Source organism: Desulfolutivibrio sulfodismutans DSM 3696 (assembly GCF_013376455.1).
Classification (GTDB): domain Bacteria; phylum Desulfobacterota; class Desulfovibrionia; order Desulfovibrionales; family Desulfovibrionaceae; genus Desulfolutivibrio; species Desulfolutivibrio sulfodismutans.
Window position 1 is genome coordinate 69,995 of the sequence record NZ_CP045504.1, and the last position, 20,900, is coordinate 90,894.

General features: G+C 61.7%; 15 protein-coding genes. 4 read left to right on the forward strand and 11 right to left on the reverse strand.

Annotation, left to right across the window (positions count from 1 at the left end):
* Positions 1-99: 99 nt before the first annotated feature.
* The 5 genes from GD606_RS00320 to thiL form a co-directional block, all read right to left on the reverse strand.
* Positions 100-1,371, reverse strand: coding sequence for a YihY/virulence factor BrkB family protein (locus tag GD606_RS00320; RefSeq protein ID WP_163303935.1), 1,272 nt, complete (start codon positions 1,369-1,371; stop codon positions 100-102).
* Between the two features lie 205 nt (positions 1,372-1,576).
* Complete coding sequence (locus GD606_RS00325; protein ID WP_163303934.1) at positions 1,577-1,834, reverse strand: hypothetical protein; 258 nt, start codon at positions 1,832-1,834, stop codon at positions 1,577-1,579.
* Between the two features lie 134 nt (positions 1,835-1,968).
* Positions 1,969-2,394 carry a tRNA (N6-threonylcarbamoyladenosine(37)-N6)-methyltransferase TrmO gene (tsaA, locus tag GD606_RS00330; protein WP_211922290.1) on the reverse strand — a complete coding sequence of 142 codons (426 nt, stop codon included), beginning with the start codon at positions 2,392-2,394 and terminating at the stop codon, positions 1,969-1,971.
* Positions 2,391-3,248: a DMT family transporter gene (locus GD606_RS00335; protein ID WP_163303933.1), complete on the reverse strand. Its 858-nt coding sequence runs from the start codon at positions 3,246-3,248 to the stop codon at positions 2,391-2,393. Before GD606_RS00335 ends, tsaA begins: the two co-directional genes overlap by 4 nt.
* Positions 3,236-4,216 (reverse strand): thiamine-phosphate kinase, encoded by a 981-nt coding sequence (gene thiL / locus GD606_RS00340; RefSeq protein ID WP_163303932.1) that lies wholly within the window; start codon positions 4,214-4,216, stop codon positions 3,236-3,238. The genes GD606_RS00335 and thiL overlap by 13 nt, the downstream gene beginning before the upstream one ends.
* Before the next feature lie 641 nt (positions 4,217-4,857).
* Between thiL and GD606_RS00345 the strand changes: the two genes are divergently transcribed.
* Both GD606_RS00345 and GD606_RS00350 read left to right on the forward strand, forming a co-directional pair.
* Positions 4,858-5,889, forward strand: a complete 1,032-nt coding sequence (locus GD606_RS00345; RefSeq protein ID WP_176629169.1) for an IS5 family transposase — start codon at positions 4,858-4,860, stop codon at positions 5,887-5,889.
* Positions 5,890-6,336: 447 nt separating this feature from the next.
* Positions 6,337-10,626 carry a PAS domain S-box protein gene (locus tag GD606_RS00350; RefSeq protein ID WP_163303688.1) on the forward strand — a complete coding sequence of 1,430 codons (4,290 nt, stop codon included), beginning with the start codon at positions 6,337-6,339 and terminating at the stop codon, positions 10,624-10,626.
* Between the two features lie 109 nt (positions 10,627-10,735).
* Here GD606_RS00350 and ppsA read toward each other — a convergent pair whose 3' ends face one another.
* Both ppsA and GD606_RS00360 read right to left on the reverse strand, forming a co-directional pair.
* Positions 10,736-13,147, reverse strand: a complete 2,412-nt coding sequence (gene ppsA, locus GD606_RS00355) for a phosphoenolpyruvate synthase (RefSeq protein WP_163303687.1) — start codon at positions 13,145-13,147, stop codon at positions 10,736-10,738.
* Between the two features lie 204 nt (positions 13,148-13,351).
* A complete protein-coding gene (locus tag GD606_RS00360) occupies positions 13,352-13,618 on the reverse strand; it encodes a hypothetical protein (protein WP_163303686.1) in 267 nt (88 codons plus the stop codon).
* Between the two features lie 237 nt (positions 13,619-13,855).
* On the opposite strand from GD606_RS00360, the gene GD606_RS00365 reads away from it, so the two are divergent.
* Entirely contained in the window at positions 13,856-14,533 is a 678-nt protein-coding gene (locus GD606_RS00365) for a DNA alkylation repair protein (protein WP_163303685.1), read from the forward strand.
* Positions 14,534-14,929: 396 nt separating this feature from the next.
* Here GD606_RS00365 and folD read toward each other — a convergent pair whose 3' ends face one another.
* The 4 genes from folD to GD606_RS00385 form a co-directional block, all read right to left on the reverse strand.
* Positions 14,930-15,808: a bifunctional methylenetetrahydrofolate dehydrogenase/methenyltetrahydrofolate cyclohydrolase FolD gene (gene folD / locus GD606_RS00370; RefSeq protein ID WP_163303684.1), complete on the reverse strand. Its 879-nt coding sequence runs from the start codon at positions 15,806-15,808 to the stop codon at positions 14,930-14,932.
* 261 nt (positions 15,809-16,069) lie between these two features.
* A complete protein-coding gene (eno, locus tag GD606_RS00375) occupies positions 16,070-17,374 on the reverse strand; it encodes a phosphopyruvate hydratase (protein WP_163303966.1) in 1,305 nt (434 codons plus the stop codon).
* A gap of 183 nt (positions 17,375-17,557) precedes the next feature.
* Positions 17,558-17,812 carry a hypothetical protein gene (locus GD606_RS00380; RefSeq protein WP_176629170.1) on the reverse strand — a complete coding sequence of 85 codons (255 nt, stop codon included), beginning with the start codon at positions 17,810-17,812 and terminating at the stop codon, positions 17,558-17,560.
* Positions 17,813-18,292: 480 nt separating this feature from the next.
* Complete coding sequence (locus tag GD606_RS00385; protein ID WP_163303527.1) at positions 18,293-19,066, reverse strand: DUF2092 domain-containing protein; 774 nt, start codon at positions 19,064-19,066, stop codon at positions 18,293-18,295.
* A 405-nt stretch (positions 19,067-19,471) separates the two neighbouring features.
* On the opposite strand from GD606_RS00385, the gene glmM reads away from it, so the two are divergent.
* Positions 19,472-20,824 carry a phosphoglucosamine mutase gene (gene glmM / locus GD606_RS00390; protein WP_163303526.1) on the forward strand — a complete coding sequence of 451 codons (1,353 nt, stop codon included), beginning with the start codon at positions 19,472-19,474 and terminating at the stop codon, positions 20,822-20,824.
* Positions 20,825-20,900 lie beyond the last annotated feature (76 nt).

Here is a 20,900-nt window from a genome sequence, read left to right on the forward strand (position 1 = left end):
GCCCGGCCGCGCAAAACGCGAAGCGCGACGAAGTTTTCGAAGGGGTGTCAAGGGGGGAAACCTTTTTCAAAAGGTATCCCCCCTTGTCGTCTCGCCCCCTCATTCCCCGTCGGCAAGCTCGCGCAGGGTGGTGCGTGCGGCTGCGACCGGGTCGGCGAGGCGGGCGAGGCGCGTGGCCAGGGCGGTATTTCTGGCCAGAAAGGCTGGCTCGGGCGCGCCGCCCGGTCGGGCCGCATCCAGGGCGGCCATGGCCTCGGCGACGGTGACCTTGTCCGGCGGCGCGGCCAGGAGCCAGGCTGGTTCCGTGTCCCGGCCCTGGGTTGGGGCCGTGAGCGCCGCATGGGAAAAGATGTCGAGGATCTCCCCCACGGCGGCTGACGGCGCGCCGAGCCGGGAGGCCAGTTCCCGGGCCGTGCCGGGCGCTTTGCGGGCGTCGGCGTCGGCGGCCAGGGCGGCCAGGAGCGCAAGTCCCAGGGCCCGGCGGTCGGCGGCGCTCAAGGCGGTCGCATCCTCACCATCCCGGATGTCCCGCTGGCATTGCAGGGCGTGACCGACCTCGGCTCCAATCAGCAGGATCAGCCAACTGACGTAGAGCCACAGGAACAGCAGGGGGATTTGGGCGAAGCTGCCGTAGACGGCGTTATAGCCTGTAGCCCCGGCCTGATAGCTGATGTACAGGCGTTGGGTGAGCTGCCACAGGGTTCCGGCCAGAAGCGCGGACGTGGCGGCGCTTGAAAACCTGACCCGGGTGTTGGGCAAAAACCGGTAGAGCAGAAAAAGGGCCATCCAGAGCATCAGATAGGGCAAAAAGGCCAGAAAAAGCAGATAGGCCCGGCTGAGCAGGGCGAATTCCAGGAGCCAGCGCACCAGGGCCACGTTTTGCAGGCCTGCCGTGGCCCCGAAGGCCGCGAAAAAAAACACCGGGCAGATGACGACGAGCGCCACGTAGTTGATGAAGCGCCGTCCGATTTCCCGGTCGGCGGGCACCTTCCACACCGAGTTGAAGGCGGATTCGATGGCGCCCACCAGGGACACGACGGTCACCAACAAAAAGGCCGTGCCGATGACCCCCAGGGCCTGGACGTTGGTATTTTGGATGTATTGCAGGATGGAGTCCGCCACCTCGGTGCGCCCGGCGGACAGTCCCAGCAGCAGTTGCCGTACCTGGGGCGCGTCGTACATCCCAAGCCCCTTGGTGACCGCGAAGGCCACGGCCAGAAGCGGCACGATGGACAGCACTGTGGCGTAGGACAGGGCCGAGGCCTGCATCAGACAGCGGTCCTTGAGCAAAGACGCAGCCACGAACCGGAAGGAGGAGATGGCGTTTTTCGCTGCGCGTCGCAGGGCGCTTTCGGAGGCGGCGTGGGGCATGGTGATCGCCTGTTGGCGCGGGCATGGACAAACCAGCCCGGCCGGGCGGCTGGCCGGGACGTGTCGCACCATGGCGCGATTGGGAGCATGCGCGGCGCACGGGAACCGCGCTCAAGAAATAGTGAATGCGTGTCGCGTCCGTGAGGTCACCATGGAATGGACATCACGGACGCGACACGGGAAAAGCGTTTTTCCGGCGGCGGACCTAGGCGATGCCGACGCCGCTGATCTTTTTCATGTACTCGTCCACCTCGGCGGCCAGGTGGTCCAGCAGCTTGTTCACCTTGGTGTTCTTGTCGCCGTCGATCTTGTCGAAGATCTTGGCGGCCTTGGCGTAGACTTCCTCGAAATGCGATGCGTCCAGACCGCTCATCTCCTGGGCCTCGGCCTTGGAGATGTGGCCGGTATGGGCGAAAAAGGCGGTGACGACGCCGTTGACTTTTTTGATTTCCTGCTTGGCCATGACGACTCCTTTCGTGCGATTTTTCCCAATGTTTCTACCCAATGCGCGGGGCTGCGGCAAGTACGTACCGGATGACGGCGGAAAAAAGCTGCCCCGCATGTCCCTGTGGCGCAAAAAGTCGCGTGGTTCGCCTGTCAGGCGTGGTCGGCGTGCGGCCTGGTTGCGCGCCCGCCGGTCTTGATGTCCACCACCGGCGTGCCGTCCACGGCCTCCAGGGCGTCCACATGCACTATGCCGCCTTCCTCGATGCCCGTGACGCGCACCCGGTGGAACCCGATGGGGTTGGGCCGGGCCGGGGAGCGGGTGGTGAACACGCCGCGTTTGGGGGCGTTTTTGTTGTTGCGCGGATGGACCTTGAGCACGTCGCGATCCGAGAGGTGCAGCCAGGTCAGGACGATGATCTCCTGGCCGACCGTAAGCCCGTCCAGGCCTTCGAGGTAGGCCGGGTCCACGACGATGGCCGCCGGGGGCGCACCCTCGGCCTCATTTTTGGGGGCGTCCTTGCGGTCGCGCAGTTCCGAGCGCACCGTGCCGATGAAACGAAGGGTGGCGTCGATCATGCTTTCTTCCTCCACGAAGAGCCGAGGTAAATCCCCACAAGGGCCAGGGCCGCACCAGACAGCTCGGCCGCGCTCATGGGCTTGGCGAAAAAGACGATGTCCCAGACATATGCCAAAACCGGCTGGAGTAAAAGAATAAGTCCAGCCAGGACGGTGGGCGTCAGCATGAGCCCCCGGCTGATCAGAAGCGACCCCAGGGATTGGCAGATCAGGCCGTAGGCCAGAAGCGACAGCACTGACGCCGTGTCCGGGATGGCGAAGGTGTCGCCCAGGGCCAGCATGCCGCAGCCGATGATGGCCGCCGCGCCAAGGGACAGCATGGCCGTGATGGCCAGGGGGTCGCTGGCGGAAAATCCGGACACGGCCTTTTGCAGGCTTAAGATGTACAGGCCATAAAAAAACGCCGTGGACAGGCCGTAGAGGACTCCCAGGCCGTATTCCGGCGGTCTGGCTCCGAAACCCACCCCGACCATGGCGTAGAGCCCGACCACGGCCAGCCCCATGGACAGCCAGAAGACCGGCCCGGTCTTTTGTTTGTAGATCAGCACGGCGGTAAGGGCCAGGACGAACACCTGGAAGTTGCCCAAAAGCGTGCCCATTCCCGGTCCGACGATGTTGATGCTCAGGTGCCAGGTCCACAGATCCAGGGCGAAAAAGATGGCGCAGGGCATGGCCCGGGCCACAAGCGGCCCACGGATCGTGCCGAGTCTTCCGGCCAGGGCCATGGCGATAAGCAGGCCCAGACCGCCCACGCCCATGCGGTAAAACGCCGCCGACAGGGCCGAGACGTGGGCCAGCTTCACGAAGACCGCGGAAAAGCTGATGCAGGCCGCGCCGAGGATCAACTGGAGCATGGGGAGGACTCAAAATGGTCGAAACCGCGCCCGGTCACGGGGCGGCCGTTGAGGATGATGCCGGGGGCGGCCGTGACCGCGCCGATGACCCGGGCCGATGGCACGGCCCGCAGGAGGTCGGGGAGGGCCTCGGGCGCGACCGCGCCAAGCAGGGCGTAGTCCTCGCCGCCGGAAAAGGCGGCCTCGGCCGGGTCCAGACCACGGGAGGCGGCGTGGGCCACAACCTCGGGATGCAGCCAGGACGGATCGAGGCGGATGTCCGCGCCGACGCCCGGTGCCAGGAAGCGGGGCAGATCGGCGGCCAGTCCGTCCGAGACGTCCATGGCCCCGCGCAGGCCAGGGACGGCGGCCAGGGCCAGCCCCGCCTCCACGCGCACGGCCGGGCGCAGATGGGCCGTTGTGGCCACGGGCCAGGCCGCGACGGCATCCCGTCCCGAGGCCTCAAGCACCGCAAGGCCCACGGCGGCCAGGCCCACCTCGCCCACTAAAAAAAGCGCGTCGCCGGGGCGGCCCTGGCCGCGCCGAAGGAAGCGTCCCGACGGCCCGGGGCCGCCCCAGGCCGTGACCGCCAGGGCCACGGACGGCCCCCGGTTCAGGTCGCCGCCCACCAGCGGCAGGTCCAGGGCGTCGGCCAGTTCGGCCATGCCCGCGAACACCCCGTCCCAAAAATCCGCGTCCGCATCGGACGGGGTGGTGAGCACCAGGGCGAAGCCCAGGGGGCTGGCCCCCATGGCCGCCAGGTCGCTTAAGTTCACGGCCAGGGCCTTGTAGCCGATGTCGCCGGGGGTGAAATAGGCGCGCCGGAAGTGGGCGTCCTCCAAAAAAAGGTCCGCCGTGAGGCATATCCGCCCGGGCAGGTCCAGCACGGCGGCGTCGTCGCCGCGATGCAGGGGCACGGCGCCGTGGCGGCGCGGGAAATGGCGGTCGATGAGGCCAAGGAACGCGGCCTCGGAGGCGATGCGGCTCATGGGGTGGCGATGTACCGCGTTTGCGGGGGATTGGCGAGGGGGGAGAGGTGTCCTCCGGTTCTCGGAAAGCGTCCGGGGTCGGGGGAGGGTTGTCGAACGTAGGACGATTCACGGCTCTGCGGCAAATTGTGGAGGATGAGATTTTCCTGGTTATATGAGCCTGTCCTTCAAACGGCTGGGCAATAGAAAAATATTTATCTTCAGAATATGCGACGTCCGTCTCCGGGCCTTTGAAACGCGTTCATCCTTGACCAGGGGATGGATGGTGGAAAATTCTTTTCAAGCGGTTCCCGGGACAGGCTCGGAGATCGAGAAAAAGCTCCATCGTGGTGACATGTCGCCAGTGAGCGCCATGTCGGACACGAAAGTCAGCAGGACCGTTGATTTTCAACGTGCTTGCGAATGAGGTGTGTTTGTTGGCATATTTATATAAGCGACGTTATAATAACGCACAATGGTTGCATTTTGTTTTGCGTGCACATCACGCGCAAAACACGAAAATTGTATGAGTGGTTGTTTGTGTGGTTTGTGATTTTTTTGTTTTGACAACTTGAGACCGTTGCACGGAAAAATGGCACAATTCTATTGTAATTTTAGGCAATTATGCTATATTTTCTCCATCAAAAATAATGGAGGCGATCATGAGCGAGCGCAATTCCAATAAGCCCGGTATTGCCGACTACGTCGTGTCCCATCGCAGGCACAAGGAATGCTTTCTGGATGAGATTGATCGCCTCATTGATTGGAAGCCGTTTGAGAAGCTTCTTCGAAAAAAGCTCAGCCGAGTCGTCAATGCCGTTGGTAATCCTGCATATGCACCGTTGCCGATGTTTAAAATCCTTCTGCTCCAGAGGTGGTACAACCTGAGCGACGCGGCGGTGGAGGAATGCTTGTACGATCGGTTGTCCTTTGTCCGATTCGTGGGCCTTTCCCTTGATCATGACGAGGTGCCCGATTCCTCGACCATTTGCCGGTTTCGGCAGAGCCTGCTTGAAAAAAACGTCTTGAAGCGGCTTCTGGACAAACTCAACCATCAACTCCAGCGGCGCGGCTTACTGGTACGTGAAGGAGCCATCGTGGACGCGAGCGTCATCACCTCCTCGCGCCGCCCCCTCAAAGTAATCGATATTCTTCCCGAAGATCGCGAGGAAGATGACGACGAGGCGTCGGACGTAACCATCAGCTACTCCGATGACGCCGATGCGGCCTGGTTGCGCAAAGGGAACCGGGCTTATTACGGCTACAAAGTCCATGCGGCCACGGACAGCCGGGACGGCTTTCTCCTCGGCGGCCATGTCACGCCCGCCAACCGTTCGGATACGCAGGAATTCGTGGATATTCTTGATGAGATTGGCCCCATGCCAGGGGGCCGCATCTATGCGGACAAGGGATACAGCAGCCAGTTGAACAGGCATGTGCTCCAAGCTCGGAGACTTGCCGACGGCATCATGCATAAGGCCGCTCGCAACCGTGCGCTGAACCCCGCCGAAAAAGCGGCAAATCGTCAAGTTAGCAGCGTCCGGTCGAAGGTGGAACGGGCTTTCGGAACGCTCAAAAGAAGTTATGGCTTCTTCCGGACGCGTTACCTGGGGGTAGCCAAGGTTGAACTTGAATTTTTACTCAACGCTATGGCTTTCAACTTGAAAAAAGCGGTGCTCAAAGCGGGATGTTGAGGAACACTTACGCTAAGGAGTGACGAACGCCGCCTCAAGGTGAAACAAGATCAGCGCTGTCGGCTAAACGACGGCGGAAACAGACGACCGAGACCTTTCGAGAGAATTCCGTAACGACATCAGAGGATTGTGCAGCGGTCTCAACTTTTGAGCTTGCACTTGATAGAAATTAATGGCACATTATAATATAATACATTATCGTTTTATGTTCTGCTGCCAGGTGATTGAGTGCTGGCACAATGCAATTATATAATAACTTTTTATCAACGTTATTCGCATGGATTAGTAATTTGCCTCAGTCGTAGACCAGAGGCGAGGGTTGGTCGTGGATAATCCAGGGAATGATGTAAGATACTATGTCGAGGATGTCGTATGAATCGCTTTGCAGTTATATGTGCCTTCACGATGATTCTATTTTGCGCTGCGCCCTCATGGAGAGGTCTTGGATTGCCCAATGCCTTTGCGGGTGCGACAGACATGCAGGCATCCGATATGGAGCAACTTGGAGTTCAACCGGCCTCCGATCCCGTCAAAATCACAGGCAAGCCACTTGTATTCCTGGGGAATCAATCGCTTCCTCCGATGAATTACCTGGAAAATGGCAGGCCGGTCGGCGTCGTCGTCGATTTGGCGGAAGCCCTGGCGAAGCGCATGCAACACCCGGTGGAAATCCGGCTCATGGAATGGGGCAAAGCTCAGGAACTCGTCATCAATGGCCAGGCGGACGCGTTGCTGCAGATCAACGCCAACCCGGAACGTTTGAAGGTATTTGATTTTTCGGAACCCCTGCTGTCTTCTGAATTTTCGATTTATACCACCTCCAGACATCATGGAATCAAATCCATGCAGGATCTTCGCGGACTGAAAGTCGGAGTGGAAAGCAAGGGGCTGCCGATCCTTCTGCTGCAAAAAGATCCTCAAATCACTGTCGAGGTCATTCCGGATTTCGTTGTCGGCTTCACAAAATTAAAAAACGGCGAGATTGATGCCGTGGTCGCGGATCGGTGGGTGGGGTGTTATGTCCTTGCTGAGAATAATATACAAAATGTCAAGATGATCGAAGAGCCAATCAGTAGAAGCTATTCATCAATTGCTGTGAAAAAGGGAAATGATCTTCTTCTTGGTAGTATAAACAAAGCATTGTTCGAAATCAGGAATGATGGCACATACGATAAGATCATTGAGAAATGGAAAGGGAAGGAAGTCATATTCAAAACCAGGGAGCAATTGCAAAGACAGACGCTCTACTGGACAATCGCGTCAATTTCATTGGCATTGATTATTGCGGTGATTGGCATGGCGGCCCAAGCCAGGGAAATCCGCAGACGCAGGCGCTCGGAGGAGGAACTCCGCAAGAGCCGGGCGACCCTGAACATGATCCTGGACACCGTCCCGCAATCCATTTTCTGGAAGGATGTGGACGGCCGCTACCTCGGATGCAACCGTCTTTTTGCTGCGGCGGCCGGAATGGAGCATCCTGAAGATATCGTCGGCAAAGTCGACTATGATCTCCCCTGGGCGCCGAAGGATGCCGATGCCTATCGCGCCGATGACCGGGAGGTGCTGGCAAAAAATGCCTCGAAACGGAATATTGTCGAAACGTTACTCCAGGCTGACGGCACCCGGATCTGGATCGAAACCACCAAGCTCCCCCTGACGGATAAAAATGGCCAGCCTTTCGCCGTGCTTGGCGTCTACACGGACATCACGTCGCGCAAGAAGGCGGATGAGGCCCTCAAGGAAAACCACGCCTTCCTGAAGAATCTCGGGCGCATCGACGACGTCATCCGGAAAGCCTCAGACGTGGAGCAGATGATGCGCGACTCTCTGGACGTGGTGCTCGACGTCATGCAGGCCGACAGGGCCTGGCTTGTCTACCCCTGTGACGTCGGCGCCGAATTCTGGAGCGTGCCCATGGAGCGCACCAAGCCGGGATGGCCCGGCGGCGGCGCCTCGGCCGATCCAATTCGTCTCACCCCGCAGAACCGTGAGGCCTGGAGGAGCTTCCTGGCTGCAACGGAACCGACCTCCTGCGGCCCGGGGGGAGATATGCCCCTGGAGCAGTCGCTAACGGATGAATATGGCGTCAAATCCTTCCTCGCCTTCGCGCTTTTTCCCAAGATCGACAAACCGTGGCTGTTCGGGGTGCACCAATGTTCGTGGGAACGCGCCTGGTCCCAGGGGGACAAGGCGGTCCTCAAGGCCATGGGGGGGCGCATTCAGGAGGCCTTGAATAGCCTTTTGTTTATTGGAAGGCTGCGTGAGAACGAAGAAAAATTACGCACCGTGGCCGATTTCACCTACGACTGGGAGTACTGGGTTGCACCAGACAGCCAATTGGTTTGGATGTCGCCCTCCTGTGAAAGGGTGACCGGATACACTGCCGATGACTTCCTGCGCTCGCCGGAACTTCTCCGGAGCATTGTTTTTCCGGAGGACATTGCTCTGTATGACCAGCATATGCATACCACGCTGCAAAGGGAGAGTACTCCCTGTGATGCGGATTTTCGCATCGTTCACAAGTCGGGGCGGATCGTATGGCTCAACCACACCTGCACGGATATCCGTGGACCGGACGGCGCCTCGCTGGGCCGCCGCGCCAGCAACCGGGACATCACCGACCGCAAACACGCCGAAAACAGTCTGGCCAGGGAACTGGCCGTCAACACGGCCATGTCCGAACTGTCGGGCGCCTTGATCGATAAAGCCAGCACGTTGCAAGATATTGCGGATATCACCCAACACTACGCCTGTTCCCTCACTCGAAGCGATCATGGATTGGTCGCTGTCATTGATCGAAGCACCCGCGATGTTGTCAGCTATACCTTGACACGGATGCTGGATTCGGAATGTCGGATGGAGGAATCGGAAAAAAAGATCATCTTCCCTCCGAACCCGGATGGCAGCTATCCGGCGCTGTGGGGACATGCCCTCAATACACGCCTTTCCTTTTATACCAATGAACCCGGTTCACATCCTTCCTCCTGCGGCGTTCCACGCGGACACATCCCGCTTCGGAACTTCCTCGCTGTTCCGGCGATGAATGGCGAAAAACTGATCGGCCTCCTCGCCCTCGCCAATACGCCGGATGGATATACGGATAACGACCTGGAGGTCGTCAAACGTCTGGCCGGCCTGTACGCACTGGCCATTGACCGCCACGATACCCTCATGGAACTGTGGACGAGTGAGCAGAAGATACGGGCGCTTATCAACGCCACGACCGACTCGGTGATGCTTCTCGACGCCTCGGGCGCCATCCTGGCGGTCAATGAACAGGGAAGCCGACGACGCGGCCTGGAGATGCGGGACATGGTCGGCAGGGACATGGAGAATTTTCTGCCCCCGGATGTTGCTACGGCTCGCAGGGAAGGACTGGCGCAAATCGCCGCAAGCGGACACTGGATCGACATCGACGAGCGGATCAACGGCATGTGTTACCAGGTGCGGATGTTTCCCGTCCTTGACGATTCGGGCGAGGCCGCCCAGGTCGCCGTTTTTTCCAGGGACGTCACGGATCGGGTCAGGGCAGATGAGGCGCTACGCGCCGCGTTGGCGAACGCGGAAGAACTCGCCCTGAAAGCCGAGGCCGCGAACAAGGCCAAAAGCGAGTTTTTGGCCAACATGAGCCACGAGATTCGTACTCCGCTCAACGGCATCATCGGGATGCTCAATCTGTTGGATTCCAGTTCCCTCGGTGCGGAACAACATGAATATATCCTCATGGCGCTGAATGCCTCAAAGCGCCTGACACGCCTTTTGAGTGATATCCTGGATCTTTCCGTCATCGAGTCCGGGAAACTTGCCGTTCAGTCGGCGCCGTTCAGCATCATGGAAGTATGCTTGTCGGTAAGGGACATTTTCGACCAGGAGGCTGTCCAGAAAGGACTTACCTTCTCTTGCCATATCGACGAAGACATCCCCTGCAATCTCATTGGCGACGAAATACGGTTGCGGCAACTCCTGTTCAATCTTGTTGGAAACGCCTTGAAATTCACGCCAAAAGGAAACGTCGATATCCATGTCGACCGTGTATCCCCGGTCGGGGTTCTCCCCTGTCGTATCCTCTTTACGGTCGTCGATACGGGGATCGGCATCCCGGAACAGAAATTGACGGACATCTTTGAACCGTTCATTCAGGTAGAGGGGTCATATGTCCGACGGTATCAAGGCGCGGGATTGGGATTGGCCATCGTCAGGCGCTTGACCCGCCTGATGGGCGGTGAGGCATGCATCGAGAGTGAGGAAGGGGTGGGGACATCCGTATATCTGGTCTTGCCGTTCGATATCGCGAAGCCTGCCCGTGTCGATTCCCCTGCCGAGAAGCTGCCCGAACCAAGGCGGGGCGGGGAAAAGGCCCGCATCCTGGTTGTCGAGGACGAGGCCGTCAACCGGATTGCCTTGAAATGGCAGTTGGAGAAGGCCGGATACTCCGTCGCCACCGCCGATGATGGGCGCCAGGCCCTGGAATACGTCCTTCACAACGAGGTCGATGCGATCATCATGGATATCCAGATGCCGTTCCTGGACGGCATCGAGGCGACGAGGATCATTCGCGGTGATGCAGAATTCAAGGAGAAATCGCGCATCCCGATTATCGCTCTGACGGCCTACGCCATGCCTGGAGACCGGGAAAAGATCCTTGCCGCCGGTATGGACGGCTACCTGGCCAAGCCGGTTGGAAAGGAGCAGCTCACGGCAATGTTGTCGCAGCTTGTGAAGCGATCCGGCTCATAACGCAAAAGCCTCCGGGCCACGGACTGGAGCGCGAGACCGTGAAGGCATGAGAAGAACGGGGGAAACCTTCGGCGTAAGATTTCCCCCGCGCCCCGTGCAGACGTTTTCCCTACGCCACGCCCAGCCGCTTCTCCAGGGCCGCCACGGCCAGGGTGGTCTTGATCACCGTATCGGGATTAAGCGACATGGATTCGATGCCGCACTCCACCAGAAACTCCGCGAATTCGATATAGTCGCTGGGGGCCTGGCCGCAGATGCCGATGTATTTGCCCTTGCGCCGCGCCACCTCGATGACCTGCTTCACCATGCGTTTCACGGCCTCGTTGCGCTCGTCGTAGACATGCGCCACCAGTTCCGAGTCCCGGTCCACGCCCAGGATGAGCTGGGTCAGGTCGTTTGAGCCGATGGAGAAGCCGTCGAAGACATCCAAAAACTCGTCGGCCAGGATCACGTTGGACGGAATCTCGCACATGCCGATGACCCGCAGCCCGTTTTCGCCCTGGCGCAGGCCGAATTCGGCCATGGTGGCCAACACCTGGCGCGACTCGGCCACGGTGCGCGGGAACGGGATCATGATCTCCAGGTTCGTCAGCCCCATGTCCTCGCGGATTTTCTTCATGGCCCGGCATTCCAGGGCGAACGCCTCCTTGTAGTTTTTGTCGTAGTAGCGCGAGGCCCCGCGCCAGCCGATCATGGGGTTTTCTTCATGCGGTTCGAACTGCGCCCCGCCGATCAGGTTGGCGTATTCGTTGGACTTGAAATCCGACAGGCGCACGATGACCGGCTTGGGATAAAAGGCCGCCGCGATCATGCCCACGCCCTCGGCCAGCCTGTCCACAAAATAGTCGGCCTTGTTCTCGTAGCCCATGGTCATGTCGTAGATGGTGCGCTTGACCTCTATGTCCTTGAGTTCGCCAAAGCGCAGAAGGGCCAGGGGATGGACGCGGATGTACGAGTTGATGATGAACTCCTCCCGAGCCAGGCCCACGCCGTCGTTGGGGATGAAGCTCTTCTCGAAGGCCTGCTCGGGGCTGGCCAGGTTCATGGTGATCTTGGTCTTTGGCCGGGGCAGGCTGGCCAGGTCCGTCTCCTTGACCTCGAAGTCCAGAAGCCCCCGGTAGACGTAGCCCGTGGGGCCCTGGGAGCAGTCCACGGTGAGGCCCTCGCCGTCGGCGACGGCGTCGGAGCCGTGCCCTGTGCCCACGATGCACGGGATGCCCAGTTCGCGGCTGACGATGGCCGCGTGGCAGGTGCGGCCGCCCCGGTTGGTGACGATGGCCGAGGCGATCTTCATGATCGGCTCCCAGTCCGGATCGGTCATGTCCGTGACCAGCACCTCGCCCTTGCGGAAGTCCTTGATCATGTGGGCTTCCTTTATGACGTGGGCCGCGCCCTTGCCGATGCGCTCGCCCACGGACTTGCCCGTGGCCGCGACCTCGCCCGGGGCGGACAGCACGTATTTCACGAGCTTGGTCAGGTCTTTAATGGCGTGCACGGTCTCGGGCCGGGCCTGGACGATGTAGAGTTCGCCGGTCATGCCGTCCTTGGCCCATTCGATGTCCATGGGCTTGTGGTGTCCGGCCTTGGCCGAATAGTGGTCCTCGATGATGCAGGCCATGCGGGCCAGATCCAGCACCTCGCATTCGTTTATGGTCAGGCGGCGGCGATCCGAATCAGGCACGGGCACGTTTTTCGTCGGCTGTTTGGCGTCCTCGGTGTAGACCATCTTGATGGCCTTTTCGCCCACCTTCTTCATGATCACGGGCTTGAAGCCCTTTTTGAGGGTAGGCTTGAACACGTACCATTCGTCGGGGTTGACCGCGCCCTGGACCACGTTTTCGCCCAGGCCGTAGGCCCCGGTGATGTACACCGCGTCGGTGAAGCCGGTCTCGGTGTCGATGCTGAACATGACGCCGCTGGCGGCCAGGTCGCTGCGCACCATCTTTTGCACGGCGATGGACAGGGCGATGGAGAAGTGGTCGAAGCCCTTGTCCACGCGGTACGAGATGGCCCGGTTGGTGAAAAGCGAGGCGAAGCAGCGGCCGCAGGCCTCAATGACCTCCTCGGCCCCGTGGATGTTGAGATAGGTCTCCTGCTGCCCGGCGAAACTGGCGTCGGGCAGGTCTTCGGCCGTGGCCGAGGAGCGCACGGCCACATCGGCGTCCTTGCCGTACTGGTTCTCCAGGGCGCGGTAGGCGTTGATGATGGCCTGGCGCAGGTCGTCGGGGAATTCCAGGTTGCGGATCAGCGAACGCACCTTGCGGCCGCGTTCGGCCAGGTTGTCCATGTCGCTGGTGTCCAGGTCGGCCAGTATGGCCTTGATTTTGTCCATGGCCCCGCTTTCGGCCAGCAGGCGGCGGTAGGCCGTGGCGGTGACGGCGAAACCGTTGGGGACGCGCACGCCCTTGCCGGTCAGGGCCTGGTACATCTCGCCCAGGCTGGCGTTTTTGCCGCCGACGTAGGGCACGTCCTCGATGGTGATTTGGTCGAACCACAAAACAAGCGCGGTATCCTTGTCCATGGGGTACTCCTTTTCGCGGCCGCGCCGCGAGGGCTTTCCGTCATGGTATGGATATCCACGCTTGGGCACGGCAAGTCAAGATGATGTGGCGTCGGGGTGGGCACGCCGCAATGGATTGTGAGCGCGGGAACAATAAACATCCCAGCATGTCCAGTGAGGGGTGAGCGCCTCAGGATGAAGGGCACAGGCCGGAAAAGGAGCAGCCTACATGTCGTCAGGATAGGTGCGGGCTTCGAGTTCCCCGTTGACATCGTACTGAAAACCATCTCCATCTGGAGTTCCCGTCCAGTATCCTATGCAGTTCCCATGTTCATCGAGAATCATTTTGTCGGTTTTCGGGTTATATCCTTTGCATTCGACTTTTTTCCCTGATTTCGTTGGGGATGAGCCCTGTGTTTTCGGGAGGTTTCCCGCCCAGACCAAACTCGAAAAGAGAAGTACCGAAATGCAGAGGATGATCGATTTTCTCATGAGGTTTCCTTTTGTAATATGTTAATTGACGATATCCGTTGTCAGGCGTGAGGGCAATGTCGTTTTGTGGCGCATGATGTGGCGGGTGTCGATGATTGGATGCTCAGGCGCCCAAAGGGCTTGCGCCCTGTGGGATCACATGAAAGAGAGAGGAAGGCCGTCGGATCGGGATTTGTCCGGGCGCAGGCATGCGGATCGTGGGAAGCGGTGACCGCCATACTGACGACGGGAGGAAGCATGGAAGATGTTTCGAAACTGGCGGGCGACATCGCCGCCCGCATCCGGGCCGCCGGAAGCGACCGCAACCGCCAGGGCATGGCCCGCTACGGCATCAACGTGGCTCAGGCCGCCGGGGTGTCCGTGGCCTTTGTGCGCGGCATCAGGAAAGAGACCGGCCAGAACCATGAACTGGCGCTTTGCCTGTGGGACACAGGGCTGCATGAGGCCCGGCTTCTGGCCTGCCTGACCGCCGATCCGGGGCAGGTCGACGACGCGCTGCTTGAGAGGTGGGCGGCGGACCTGGATTCCTGGGACATCTGCGACATGTTCACCAACAATCTGGTCAGGAAGACGCCGCTTGCTCACGACAAGGCGCGCGCATGGGCGGGGCGGCCGGAGGAGTTCGTGCGCCGGGCCGGGTTTTCGCTTATGGCGTCGTTGGCCGTGCACGACAAGAAGGCGTCCGATGATCGGTTTTTGGGATATCTGGGGCTGGTGGAGGTTGCGGCGCAGGATGGGCGAAACTTCGTGAAAAAGGCCGTCAACTGGGCGCTACGCGGCATCGGCAAGCGTAGCGAGCCTCTGCGGCTGACGGCACTGGAGACGGCCCGGCGCGTTTTGGAGCAGGACACGCCGCAGGCGCGGTGGATCGCCCGGGACGCCATTCGGGAGCTGGAGGCGCGGGGGCCGCGCTGAAGACGGTATGAGGATCGTGGGAATCTGACGGGTTGGCTGGCTGGCCGGGCTCGGGGTGTGCGACACAGGGGGCGACAGCAATGCTTCGCGCTGCCGCCGCCCTGTGCGCACACCCGTCGCCCGGCCTGGAAGTCCTGGTGTAGCGCGGGGAGCCCTTGAAGAGGTTCGGGCGCACCGTACGGGGTTTCCAAAGGGGCCGCGCCCCTTTGGCCGCCGGAGGCAAATTCACGACCCAACCGTCGCCGCCCTGTGCGCCGACCCGTCGCCCGGCCTGGAAGTCCTGGTGTAGCGCGGGGAGCCCTTGAAGAGGTTCGGGCGCACCGTCAGGGGATTCCAAAGGGGTCGCGCCCCTTTGCCCGCCGGAGGCATCATCACGACCAAATCGGCCGACGTCGGTTACGGGGCCTCGCAGACCTCTTCCATGCGCCAGCGGAAGGCGTTGACGGTATTGACCATGAGCATGGCGATGGTCATGGGCCCCACGCCGCCGGGGACCGGCGTTATGGCCGACGCCACGTCTTTGACGCCCTCGAAATCCACGTCGCCGCACAGCTTGCCGTTTTCGTCGCGGTTCATGCCCACGTCGATGACCACGGCCCCGGGCTTGACCATGTCCTTGGTCACGAGCCTGGGCTTGCCCACGGCGCAGATGAGGAAATCCGCCTCGCGGCATTCCTTGGCGATGTCCGGGGTGCGCGAATGGCACACGGTGACTGTGGCGTTGGCGAAGGGGCCGCTGGCCGAGAGCATCATGGCCATGGGCTTGCCCACGATGTTGCTTCGGCCCAGCACCACGGCCTTTTTGCCCGAGGGGCTTAAGGCGTAATATTCAAGCAGGGTCATGACCCCGGCCGGCGTGCACGGCCGAAGCCCCGGCAGCTCCAATGACAACCGGCCCACGTTTTCGGGGTGGAATCCGTCCACGTCCTTGCGCGGGTCCATGAGGCACAGGCAGGAGGCGCTGTCCAGGGGCTCGGGCAGGGGAAGCTGCACCAGCACGCCGTCGATGTCGTCGCTTGAGCCCAGCTCCAGAACCAGCCGCTCCACATGCGACTGTTCGGTGCGGGCGTCGAGCCGCCAGGTGCGGGAGACGATCCCGGCCTCCTCGCAGGCCTTTTCCTTGTTGCGCACATACACCTGCGAGGCCGGATCCTCTCCGACAAGCACCACCGCCAGACTCGGGGCGCGCCCGAACTTGCGCTTCAGCCGCTCCACGTCGCGCCTGACACCAGCGCGCACCTCGGCCGCTACCTTCTTGCCGTCGATCAGGATCATGGGGAATGGTCTCCTTGGGTGAGGGATGGAAACGGAGGCATCGGGAGGGGAACCCCTTTTTGAAAAAAGGGGTTCCCCTCCCGAACCCTCCCCTCCCAAAAAACTTGAGCAGGCTTCGCCCCGCGTGGCGTTACTTCCGGTATCCCCGGTTCCTTTTCCGGTTTTCGTTCCGGCCCTTTCGGCCGGTGCGAAAACCGGAAAAGAGACGGGGGGTCCGGGGGGACATGGTCCCCCCGGCCGCCGGAGGCTCTTCTCTTCTTCTTATTCTTCGTCTTCGTCTTCGTCGTACCACTGGGCGGCCATGATGGGGCCGTAGTAGATGGCCTGGTCTTCGAGTTCCTCTTCGATGCGCAGGAGCTGGTTGTATTTGGCCAGCCGGTCGCTGCGCGACAGGGAGCCGGACTTGATCTGACCGGCGTTTAAGCCCACGGCCAGGTCGGCGATGAAGCTGTCTTCGGTTTCGCCCGAGCGGTGGGAGATGACCGTGGTATAGGCGGCCTGTTTGGCCATTTCGATGGTGTCCAGGGTCTCGGTGACGGTGCCGATCTGGTTCAGCTTGATGAGGATGGAGTTGGCGATGCCCTGGTCGATGCCTTCGGCCAGGATGTCCGGGTTGGTGACGAAGATGTCGTCGCCCACGAGCTGGATGTTGTCGCCGAGTTCGTTGGTCAGAAGCTTCCAGCCGTCCCAGTCGCCTTCGGCCAGGCCGTCCTCAATGGACACGATGGGATATTTGGGGATGAAATCGGCCAGATATTTGACCATGTCCTTGGAGGACAGATTCTTTTTTTCGCCGGTCAGGATGTATTTGCCGTCCTTGTAGAATTCCGAGGCGGCGGCGTCGATGGCCAGGGAGATTTCGTCGCCGGGGCGATAGCCGGACTCTTCGATGGCCTTGACGATGTATTTGAAGGCCTGGTCGTGGTCCTTCAGGTTGGGGGCGAAACCGCCCTCGTCGCCCACGGAGGTGACGTGGCCGTCCTTGGCCAGTATCGTCTTCAGGGTGTGGAAGGTCTCCGCGCCCATGCGCAGGGCGTCGGCGAAGGTTTTGGCCCCCACGGGCAGGATCATGAATTCCTGGATGTCCAGGTTGTTGGGGGCGTGCATGCCGCCGTTGATGATGTTCATCAGCGGCACGGGCAGCACCTTGGCGTTGATGCCGCCCAGATACTGGTAGAGCGGCAGGCCGACGAAGTTGGAGGCGGCCCGGGCCACAGCCAGGGACACGCCGAGAATGGCGTTGGCGCCCAGGCGGGATTTGTTCTCGGTGCCGTCGGTTTCGATCATCAGGTTGTCGATGGCCACCTGCTGGGTGGCGTCCATTCCCACCACGGTCTCGGCCAGTTCGCCCTGGACGTTTTCCACGGCCTTGGTCACGCCCTTGCCGCCGAAGCGGCTTTCTTCGCCGTCGCGCAGTTCCAGGGCCTCGCGGGAGCCGGTGGACGCGCCGGACGGCACAGCGGCGCGGCCGGATGCGCCGGATTCCAGGGTGACTTCCACTTCAACGGTGGGGTTGCCGCGGGAATCGAGGATTTCCCGGGCCCAGACGGCGGCTATGGTGCTCATGGCTTTCTCCTTGCTGCGTTTGCGGTGAGGGTGGCGACGGATACGGAACAGGTCCGCCGATCCGCCGGAAAGCATATCTGAACTTTTCGCGATTATTAACCCCCCCGGACGGCGAAATCGCGGCGGGAACACGATGTTTTCGCGCCGCGCCGGGAGAGGCTCCCGACACGGCGCGCGTGGTTTTTACGGGCAGGGGATGGGCTGGTAGACGACCGAGTCACCCATCTGCATGGGCTGATAGCAGGAGCTGCCAGCCTGGTAAATGATCGCCCCGGCAACGGACAGGGCCACGGCTGCGGCGGGCAGCGCCCAGACATACGCCGCGCCGGGCGGCAGCACCGGCCAGGGTCTGGGGCCCCAGCCACCCGGCCCGTAAGGTCCGTAAGGTCCATAGGGCCCATGGGGGCCGTAGGGCGGCGGAGGGGGCGGCACGGGCATGGGCGGCCGTGGTCCGGGTCCAGGCATGGGGCCAGGGTAAGGACCAGGGCCAGGGTAAGGACCAGGGCCAGGGTGAGGACCAGGGCCAGGGCCAGGGTAAGGACCAGGGCCAGGGTGAGGACCGGGACCGGGCATGGGGCCAGGGCCGGGCATGGGGCCGGGGCGTGGGCCGGGGCCGGGTTGGAATCCGGGCCCGCCGGGGCCGGGGCGCATGGAGCCGCTGGCCGGAAAACCGCCGGCGGGCGGCCTGTCAGGGCCGTCCGGGCGAAATCCGGGGCCGCCCGGGCCGCCAAGACCAGGCGAACCCATGCCGCCACGGGCGGGCATGCCGCCCGCGGGGCCGCCGAAGCCGCCGTGCGATCCGCCGCCGAATCCCTCGGGGCCTCGGGACATGGCGGTCCAGGGGCACAGGCCGACCAGGGTGAGGCTCAAAAAAGAGCACAGAAACAGTCGCGCGCACGTTTTCATGACGGCCTCCGGTTACGGGCTGACGGTTTGCTGGCCCGCAAGGGGGATGATGTCGATTTTCGTGGCCGACGGCGGCGGGGTGAAGGCGAAAAAGGAGTCCTTGAACCGGGGATTCAGCTTCCAATCCACGAGCATGGCCTCGTAGTTAGGCGCGCCGACCAGGGTCTTGTCCACGATGACCAGCTTGCGCGGCAGAGGGTTTTTGCCGTCGGCGATCCAGATCTGCCAGTCCACGTCCTTCTGGCTGAAGGCCAGGTGGTGGCAGGGCACGCCCTGGACCATGCGCAGCCCCACATACATTCCCGAAAGGACGCCCTCGGTGAGGGTTTCGTAGGGTGAGCTGAGGATCAGTTCCGCCAGGGGGGCGGTGACCCCGTAGGTTTCCAAAACCTTATCCAGGGCCTGGTCGAGGGCGCCCGGGGCCGGGATGACGGAATAGGAGTTCCTGGTCTGGTTGAAGATGGAGAAATTTGCGCCGTCGAAGGTGATGGTTTTGACCTCGGCGTCCTGGACGGTGTCGGATCTGGCGCGATCCGGGCGACGTACGGCGATGGTCTCGGTACGCGAGGTTTGCAGGGTCAGCCCGCCCTGGAAGACCTCGTCCACATTGACCTCGGCCCGAAAGACGAAGGCGTTGAGGCCTTTCAGGAAATCGCACATCCGGGTGAGATGCTGCATGGCCACGGGGTCGATGGCCGGGGCGTCGGCCTTCTGGGCCGCCGGTGATGCGGCCGGAAGCAGCAGAAGAACCGCCGCAAGGGCTGCTGTCCAGATTTTTTCACGCATGCTGATCTCCTTTGGGAAGGGCTGTAGATGGTGGAATGTGGGGTGCGGACGGGTGTGGAAAGGCCGAAAAAGGGCGAGACCCGGGGAACGCCCGGTTTGGTGTTGAACCACTTGTTTATTTTTACGCTTTTGCGGGGTGGAGGCAAGGGGGAAAACGGCGTCTGTGATCAGAAGGCCGAGGATACGGGAGTCTGGCTGGATGCGCCGGGTGCGGTCGCCATCGCTTTCGAATCGCTGGCAGTGTGGCGCCGCCCGGCGTGATGCAGCCGTGTGCGTCCTTTGCCTTCTTGCGCCCATCCTCCGGGCATTGGACAGAAGCAGACGCGGATGGTAGAGACGGACCCCGTGCATCGGCGCTTCAATGGTTGCCGAATATGATAAAAAGTAAATGATACTGGGAAGTTCATGACGAAAAAACTCTTCGGAACGGACGGTCTGCGCGGTCAGGTCAACATTTATCCCATGACCCCGGACGTGGTGTTGCGCCTGGGGCTGGCCGCCGGGCGGCATTTTCGCAACGGAACCAAGCGCCACCGGGTGGTCATCGGCAAGGACACCCGGCTTTCGGGCTACATCTTCGAATACGCCTTAAGCTCCGGGTTTTGCGCCTCGGGCATGGACGTGTTCCTGGTGGGCCCCCTTCCCACCCCGGCCATCTCCTTTCTCACCCGCAGCATGCGGGCCGATGTGGGCGTGGTCATATCCGCCTCCCACAACCCGTACATGGACAACGGCATCAAGTTTTTCGACAGCCGGGGCTTCAAGCTGCCCGACGCCGTGGAGGCCGAGATCGCCGCCAAGGTGCTCGATCCGCAGGCCGAATGGGACTACCCGGCCCCCGAGGCCGTGGGCCGGGCCTTCAAGATCGAGGACAGCCCCGGCCGGTACAATGTCTATTTGAAAAACACCGTCCCCCAGGACGTGTCCCTCGACGGCCTCAAGGTCGTGCTCGACTGCGCCAACGGCGCGGCCTACCGGGTTTCGCCGCTGGTGTTCGAGGAACTCGGGGCCAAGGTGGTGAAGATCGGGGTGACCCCCGACGGCATCAACATCAACCGCAAGGTGGGCTCGCTGTATCCCGAGGTGACGGCGGCCAAGGTGTTGGAGACGGGCGCGGACATCGGCATCGCCCTGGACGGCGACGCGGATCGGGTCATCGTGGTGGACGAGAAGGGCCGCATTCTCGACGGCGACCAGATCATGGCCATCTGCGCCAAGGATCTTCTGGAGCGGGGCGAACTGCCGGGGGGCGTCCTGGTCTCCACGGTGATGAGCAACATGGCCCTTGAGGTGTTCATGCGCGAATGCGGGGGCAGGCTCTTGCGCACGCCCGTGGGCGACCGCTATGTGGTGGAGGCCATGCGCGGCGAGGGCGCGGCCTTTGGCGGGGAACAGTCCGGGCATCTGGTGTTTTTGCGCCACGGCACCACCGGCGACGGCACCCTGGCCGCTCTGCAAATCATCCGGATTATGATCCAGACCGGCAAACCCCTTTCGGAGTTGTCCGGCCTTTTGACCCCCTATCCCCAGCGGCTGGTCAACGTGCATGTGGAGCGCAAGATTCCCTTTGACGAGGTTTTGGCCATTCGGGAGGCCGTGGCCGCCGCCGAATCCGAACTTCGCGGGGCAGGAAGGGTGCTTTTGCGCTATTCCGGAACCGAGGCCGTGGCCCGGGTGATGGTCGAGGGGCGCGACGCCGGGACGGTGGAGCGCCTCGCCGCCGCACTGTCCGACACCCTGCGGACGCATCTGCGCTAGGAAACCTCTTCACCGGTTTCCCGGCGGTTTTCCCGCTGGACAGTTCATATCAAAGGCTTTAGAATCCTTGTTTGAT